This window comes from Micromonospora sp. KC207, from assembly GCF_004348615.1.
In the GTDB taxonomy this organism is placed as follows: domain Bacteria; phylum Actinomycetota; class Actinomycetes; order Mycobacteriales; family Micromonosporaceae; genus Micromonospora.
The window spans coordinates 23,238-30,495 of the sequence record NZ_SMKJ01000049.1 but is presented as its reverse complement, the minus strand read 5'-3'; the positions used below and the strand labels follow the sequence as shown (position 1 = coordinate 30,495).

The window sequence follows — 7,258 nt, the reverse complement described above, 5'->3', positions numbered from 1 at the left end:
GAGGCGATGAGCCACCGGCGGCGCGTGCAGCTCGTCCTCGTGCTCGGCTCGCTCATCGCGGTGGGCCCACTGACCATCGACATGTACCTGCCCGCCCTCCCCGCGCTCGCCGCCGACTTCCGGACCACGTCGGCGGCGGTGCAGTTGACCCTTACCGGCACCCTCGTCGGCCTCGCCCTCGGCCAGTTGCTGATCGGCCCGCTGTCGGACGCCGTGGGGCGGCGCAAGCCGCTGATCGTCGGCCTCGCGCTGCACGTCGTGGCGTCGGTGCTCTGCGTGGTCGCGCCGACCGTGACCGTCCTGGGCGCGCTGCGGGTGGTGCAGGGCCTGGGCGTCGCGGCGGCCACGGTGGTCGCGATGGCCGTGGTCCGCGACCTGTTCAGCGGCGCGGCCTTCGCCACGCTGCTCTCCCGGCTGCTGCTGGTCATGGGGGCGGCGCCGATCCTCGCGCCGACCCTCGGCGGCGCGCTGCTGCGCTGGACGAACTGGCGGGGCGTGTTCGTGGCCCTGGCCGTCTTCGGGGCGGTGCTCGTCGTGGTCGCCGTGTTGGGCCTGCGCGAGACCCTGCCGGCCGACCGGCGTCGGCGCGGCGGGGTGGTCGCGACGGCGGCCGTGTACGGCTCGCTGCTGCGCGACCGCACGTTCGTCGGCCTGGTGCTGGTCGCCGGCCTGGCCATGGCGGCGCTGTTCGCGTACGTGGCCGGGTCGTCGTTCGTCCTGCAGCAGCAGTACGGCCTCGACGAGCAGCAGTTCGGGCTGGCCTTCGGGGCGGGTGCGGTGGGGCTGATCGGGGCGACCCAGCTCAACGTGCGGCTGTTGCGTCGCCACTCGCCGCAGCGGCTCCTCGTCGCCTCCCTCGGCGTGGGGACCGTGGCCGGGCTGGCGCTGCTCGTCTTCGCCGCGACCGGCCTGGGCGGGCTGCCCAGCCTTCTGGCGTCGCTGTGGGTGGTGCTCGCGGCGGCGGGCCTGGCGATGCCGAACGCGCCGGCCCTGGCCCTGTCCCGGCACGGCGAGGCGGCGGGCACGGCCTCGGCCCTGCTCGGCGCGGTGCAGTTCGGTGTCGGCGCGGTGTCCGCGCCCCTGGTGGGGGTGCTCGGCACCGGCGCGGTGGCGATGGCCCTGGTGGTGGCCGGCGCGATGGTGGCGGCCACCACGGTCCTGCTCGTCGTCGTGCGGCCCGCCCGGCTCGCCGGCCTGGCGGACGACGCGGTGGTCGTGCCGGCGCACTGACGGGACCACGCCCTTGTTGCCACCCGGTCAGGCGAGCGTTAACATCGAGTAATTTCGATCGCTTGTGTGGGGGTGGCAGATGTCCCGAACCGTCCGCCGGTCGTGGCGCCGGATCGCGCTCACGGCCGCGACCGCCCTCGCCGCGCTCGTCGCCGCGGTGCCGGCCGTCGGGACCGCCCCCGCCGAGGCCGGCGCGGCGCCCGCCACCCCGGCCGCCGCGCCCCCGGCGGGGCAGACCTCTCGGTACACGATGACCGCGTTCACCAACAGCAGCGAATCCAACATGTACGTCTACGAGTCGGCCGACGCCACGGGGTACCGGCTGCTACGCGGGCCCGCCTACACGCCGCCGACGGGGCTGATCCGCGACCCGAGCGTGATCCGGCACACCGACGGGCGGTACTACATCGTCTACACCACCAACTGGACCGGCAACACCATCGGCTTCGCCACCAGCACCGACCGGGTCAACTGGACGTTCCTGCGCAACCACACCATCCCGATGACGGTGCAGAACACCTGGGCGCCCGAGTGGTTCGTCGACAGCGACGGCAGCGTCAACGTGATCGTCTCGCTCTCCACCAACGGGGCCGACTTCAAGCCGCACCGGCTGCGCGCGACGAACACCTCGCTCACCGCGTTCGGCGCGCCCACCCCGCTGGCCGGAATCGGCCCCAACCACATCGACACGTTCGTGGTGAAGGTCGGCGGGACGTACCACGCGTTCGCCAAGCAGGAGACCACGAAGTACATCGAGCACGCGACGGCGAGCAGCCTGAACGGCCCCTACACCTTCGTCGGGACCGGCGACTGGGCCGGCTGGGGCGCGCCGCGCGAGGGGCAGGCGCTGGTACAGCTGGACAACGGCGGCTGGCGGATCTACTTCGACGGGTACACGGTCGGCAAGTACTACTTCAGCGACAGCTACGACGGGTTGCGCACCTGGACCCCGCCGGTGGAGCTGCCCGGGCTGTCCGGCTTCGCCCGTCACTTCACCGTGCTCCGCGAGACAGTGCCCGGCGGTGTCACGCTGCCCACCGGCGCGCGATCGTTCCAGTCGGTCAACTTCCCCGACCGGTACGCGGCCCGCCGCGCGGACAACCTGGGCTACCTCGACCCGGTCTCGACGGCCAGCCCCGCGCAGGCCCGGCAGGACGCCACCCCCACCGTCGTCGCCGGGCTCGCCGACGCCAACTGCTTCTCGCTGCGCACCGCCGACGGCCGGTACCTGCGGCACTACGACTTCCGGATCAGGGCCGACTTCCACGACGGCAGTGCGATCTTCGGGCGGGACGCCACGTTCTGCGCCCGGCCCGGCTCGGTCGCGGGCTCGGTCTCGCTGGAGTCCTACAACTATCCCGGCCGGTACCTGCGCCACTACGACTACGCGCTGCGCGTCGACCTGTACCAGGACACCGCCATCTTCCGGGCGGACAGCTCCTTGCGCCCGGTGGCCCCGCTGGCCTGAGCGCCCGCCCACGGCGGGGTGGGAGCGGGCCGAACCGACTCCGTCGCCCGACGCCGACTTTCCGCTAGGCTGCCGTCCGACACCGGCCACGGCGGGGAGGAGTGCAGTGCGCATCGCGCTCTTCGTCACCTGCCTGAACGACGCGCTGTTTCCGCAGGCCGGCATCGCCACGGTCACGGTGCTGGAGCGGCTCGGCCACACGGTGGAGTTCCCCGCCGCGCAGACCTGTTGCGGCCAGCTGCACGCCAACACCGGCTACGCCGCGCCCGCCCGTGAGCTGGAGCGCGGCGTCGAGGCGGTGTTCGCCGGCCACGACGCGATCGTCTCCCCCTCCGGGTCCTGCGTGGCCCACCTGCGCACGCACACCGGGCTGCCGGTGTACGAGCTGTCCGAGCTGCTCGTCGATGTGCTGGGCAGCATCGACGTCGGGGCGAGTTTCCCACACCGGGTCACCTACCATCCCACCTGCCACGGGCTGCGCGTGCTGCGGCTGCGCGACCGCCCCCTGCGGCTGCTCGCGGCGGTGCGGCAGCTGGAGCTGGTCGACCTGCCCGAGCCGGAGCAGTGCTGCGGCTTCGGCGGCACCTTCGCCCTGAAGAACGCCGGGGTCTCCGGCGCCATGCTCGCCGACAAGTGCGCCAACGCCGTGGCCACCGGAGCCGACTACCTCGCCGCCGCCGACAGCTCCTGCCTGATGCACATCGGCGGCGGGCTGGCCCGCCGGCCCGGCGCGCCACGGCCGATCCACTACGCCGAGATCCTCGCCGCGACGCCCGGCAGCGGGCCGGTCGCGTGAGCCGGCAGTTGCCCATCGTGGCCCGCACCCCGTTTCCCCGGGCGGCCGGGCCCCAGCTCGCCGACGCGCAGCTGCGGGGCAACCTGCGCCGGGCCACTCGCACCATCCGCGACAAGCGGGCTGCCGTGGTCGCCGAGGTCCCGGACTGGGAGCTGCTGCGCGACCGCGCCGCCGCAGTGAAGGACGACGTCCTCGACCGGCTGCCGCAGCTGCTCGCGCAGTTCGAGGCAGCCGCCACGGCCGCCGGGGCGGTCGTGCACCACGCCGCCGACGCCGGGCGGGCCAACGCCGTCGTCGCCGACCTGGTCCGGGCGCAGGGCGTCGACCAGGTCGTCAAGGTCAAGTCGATGGCGACCCAGGAGATCGGCCTCAACGAGGCACTGGCGGCGGTCGGCGTCACCGCGATCGAAACCGACCTGGCCGAGCTGATCGTCCAACTGGCCGAGGACGCCCCCTCGCACATCCTGGTGCCGGCGGTCCACTACAACCGCAGCCAGATCCGGGAGATCTTCGCCCGCCGGATGCCCGGCTTCGCGGCCGACTCCGACGAGCCGGCGGTACTGGCCGCCGCCGCGCGGGCGTACCTGCGGCGCACCTTCCTGGCCGCCCGCGTCGCGGTGTGCGGGGCCAACTTCGCCGTGGCGGAGACCGGTTCACTGGTAATCGTCGAGTCCGAGGGCAACGGGCGGATGTGTCTCACCCTGCCCGACACGCTGATCGCGGTGGTCGGGGTGGAGAAGCTGCTGCCGCGCTTCGCCGACCTGGGCGACTTCCTGCGGCTGCTGCCGCGCTCGTCGACCGGCGAGCGGATGAACCCGTACACCTCGATCTTCACCGGGGTCACGCCGGGGGACGGCCCGCAGCGACTGCACATCGTGCTGCTGGACAACGGGCGTACGACCGTGGCCGCCGATCCGGTGGGTCGCGCGGCGCTGCGCTGCATTCGCTGCTCGGCCTGTCTGAACGTGTGCCCCGTCTACGAGCGGGTGGGCGGCCACGCGTACGGGTCGGTCTATCCCGGGCCGATCGGCGCGATTTTGTCGCCGCAGCTGACCGGGCAGGACGCCGGGGCGAACCGGACCCTGCCGTACGCCTCGACGCTCTGCGGCGCCTGCTACGACGTCTGCCCGGTGAAAATCAACATCCCGGAGATCCTGGTGCACCTGCGCCAGGCCGGGAAGTCCCCGGCTGCCGAGCGGGCCGCGATGGGCCTGCTGGCCTGGACGATGCGGGACCGCCGCCGGTGGCGGGCGGCGCTGCGGGCCGCCCGCGCGGGCGGCCGGCCCCTGCGGGCCCTGACCCGGCGCGGCGGGGGGCGGCTGCGCCGCGCGCCGTGGCCCCTGTCGGCCTGGACGGCGCACCGCGACGCGCCGCTGCCCGCCGCCGAATCGTTCCGCGACTGGTGGAGCCGCACCCATGGCCGCTGACCTGCCCGGATCGCCGGCGCCTGACCTGCCCGCCCGATTCGCCGAACGGGCGCGGGACTACCGCGCGACCGTCCACCGCACCCGGCTCGGCGAGCTGCCCGAACTGCTCGCCGGGCTACTCGCGACGGCCTCGGGCGTGGTGGTGCCCGCCGGAACGCCGCCGCAGTGGACGGCGGCGCTGCGCCCGCCGCGCCTGCCCGGCGACGCGCTCACCGTCGCCGACCTGGACGCCCCCGGCCTGGCGGTGCTGACCGGCTGCGCGGTGGCCGTCGCCGAGACCGGCACCATAGTGCTGGACGCCGGCCCCGCCCAGGGCCGGCGACTGCTCACCCTCGTGCCCGACCGCCACGTCTGCGTCGTCGACGAGAACCAGATCGTCGCCGACCTGCCCGACATGGTCCGGGCGCTGCCGGACCCGACCCGCCCACTGACGTTGATCTCCGGGCCCTCCGCGACCAGCGACATCGAACTCAACCGGGTGGAGGGCGTGCACGGCCCCCGCCGTCTGGACATCGTCTGCCTCCAGCCGGACCGGTAGGCCCCCCGGCCCGCGCGGGCTGAAGGCGTCGCGGCGTGCAGCCCCGGGGCCCACGCCGCGACGGGCGATCAGTGGATCAGCGCCGGGGCGGCGACCTGGCCGCCGCCCTGCTCGTCGTCGAGCAACTGAGACTGCTGGCGCCTGCGCGGCAGGAAGAAGGCCGGCACGAACGTCGCCAGCACCAGGGCGAAGCCCACCCAGAACGTCGTGGAGAACGAGTCTGCGACGAACTCCAGGCCCCGCTGGAGGATCCCCGGGTCGACCGGGAACTGCTGGGCCAGGTCCGGGTTCTGCTTGACAGCGATGGCGAGACCGGCCTCGGTGACCGGCGCGCCCGTGTTCGGGTCGACCGTCCCCGGGATGACCGGCGACTCGTTCAGCTCGTTGGTGAGGATCACCGACATGATCGCCGAACCCACCGAGCCCGCGATCTGCTGAAGGATGTTCAGCAGCGTGGAACCCCGGGCCACCTCGTGGTTCGTCAGCGTCTTCAGCGCCGACGTCATGACCGGCATCATCGTCCCGCCCATGCCGAGGCCCATGACGAACAGCGAGCCGCACAGCAGCCAGTACGACGTGTCGGTGTCGACCTGCGTGAACGCGAAGAAGCCCACCGCGATCAGCACCAGCGCGAACGGCACGGTCCGGCCGACCGGGATCTTGTCGGCCAGCATGCCGGCGATCGGCATGGTGACCATCGCGCCGATGCCCTGCGGCGCCATCAGCAGGCCGGCGTCGAGCGTCGACTCGCCGCGCACCTGAAGGAAGTAGCTCGGGAACAGCAGCCCGGCGCCCATGAACGCGATCATGAACACGGCCATCGTGACGGACGCGACGGTGAGGTTGCGGTCGCGCAGCAGCCGCAGGTCGAGCAGCGGGTGCTTCGGCTTGAACGAGTAGAGGATGAACCCGACGACCAGCAGCCCACCGACGAGCATCGGCAGCCACACCCTGCGGTCGCCGAACGTGCCGGTCTCGGGCAGCGACGACACCCCGAACAGGAAGAGGGCCAGACCCGGCGAGAGCATCAGCATGCCGACGAAGTCGAACGACTCCGACGGCTCGGGTGCGTCCTTCGGCAGCGCCCACTGCGAGTAGGCCAGCGCGACGGCACCGATCGGCAGGTTGATCAGGAAGATCCATTGCCAGCTCGCCACGTCGATCAGCCACCCGCCCAGGATCGGCCCACCGATCGGGCCGAGCAGCATCGGGATGCCCAGCACCGCCATCAGCCGGCCGATCCGATCCGGGCCGGCCGCCCGCGTCATGATCGTCATACCGAGCGGCATCAGCATGCCGCCACCGAGGCCCTGTAGCACCCGGTAGCCGATGAGCTGGCCGATGGAGTCGGCGGTGGCGCACAGGCCCGAGCCGAGCGTGAAGAGCACGAGTGCGGCCATGTAGAGCCGCTTCGTGCCGAAGCGGTCGGCGGCCCAGCCTGTCAGCGGAATGACCGTGGCCAGCGCCAGCGTGTAACCGGTCATCGTCCAGGCGACCCGGGCGTAGGAGGCGTCGAACTCGGTCTGGAACGTGGGCAGTGCCACGCTGACCACGGTCACGTCGAGGATCGACATGATCGCGCCGAGGACGACGACCCCGGCGATCTTCAGTACAGCGGCGTCGAGCTTGGTCGGCGCCGCGGGTTGACTGCTCACAGCGAATCTCCTGAAACTGGCGGGTGCCGCCGAGTGGCCATGCACCAGGCGGTGACGTTAACAAGGCCCACCCACACTTCACCGACCTTTATCGCCCCCGTGGGCTGTGGCCACGGTCACTGCGCGCGTCGGCCGGCATCGACG

Annotated in this window: 6 protein-coding genes; 5 read left to right on the top strand and 1 reads right to left on the bottom strand. The window is 72.8% G+C overall.

Annotated features, from left to right (window positions below; all coding sequences use genetic code 11):
- The 5 genes from E1258_RS09070 to E1258_RS09050 form a co-directional block, all read left to right on the top strand.
- The coding region (locus E1258_RS09070) for a multidrug effflux MFS transporter (protein WP_371688588.1) at positions 1-1,230 on the top strand (1,230 nt) is incomplete at its 5' end.
- A gap of 79 nt (positions 1,231-1,309) precedes the next feature.
- Complete coding sequence (locus E1258_RS09065) at positions 1,310-2,698, top strand: glycoside hydrolase family 43 protein (RefSeq protein ID WP_132398640.1); 1,389 nt, start codon at positions 1,310-1,312, stop codon at positions 2,696-2,698.
- Between the two features lie 106 nt (positions 2,699-2,804).
- Positions 2,805-3,494, top strand: a complete 690-nt coding sequence (locus tag E1258_RS09060; protein WP_132398638.1) for a (Fe-S)-binding protein — start codon at positions 2,805-2,807, stop codon at positions 3,492-3,494.
- Positions 3,491-4,921 carry a lactate utilization protein B gene (locus E1258_RS09055; RefSeq protein ID WP_132398636.1) on the top strand — a complete coding sequence of 477 codons (1,431 nt, stop codon included), beginning with the start codon at positions 3,491-3,493 and terminating at the stop codon, positions 4,919-4,921. Before E1258_RS09060 ends, E1258_RS09055 begins: the two co-directional genes overlap by 4 nt.
- Complete coding sequence (locus tag E1258_RS09050; protein ID WP_132398634.1) at positions 4,911-5,459, top strand: LUD domain-containing protein; 549 nt, start codon at positions 4,911-4,913, stop codon at positions 5,457-5,459. Before E1258_RS09055 ends, E1258_RS09050 begins: the two co-directional genes overlap by 11 nt.
- 68 nt (positions 5,460-5,527) lie before the next feature.
- On the opposite strand, the gene E1258_RS09045 is transcribed toward E1258_RS09050, so the two are convergent.
- Complete coding sequence (locus E1258_RS09045) at positions 5,528-7,114, bottom strand: DHA2 family efflux MFS transporter permease subunit (protein ID WP_132398632.1); 1,587 nt, start codon at positions 7,112-7,114, stop codon at positions 5,528-5,530.
- Between the last annotated feature and the right edge of the window lie 144 nt (positions 7,115-7,258).

Excerpts from the sequence above, each read along its gene's own strand:
- E1258_RS09065 (WP_132398640.1), top strand. The coding sequence starts at position 1,310 with ATGTCCCGAACCGTCCGCCGGTCGTGGCGCCGGATCGCGCTCACGGCC.
- E1258_RS09050 (WP_132398634.1), top strand. The coding sequence starts at position 4,911 with ATGGCCGCTGACCTGCCCGGATCGCCGGCGCCTGACCTGCCCGCCCGA.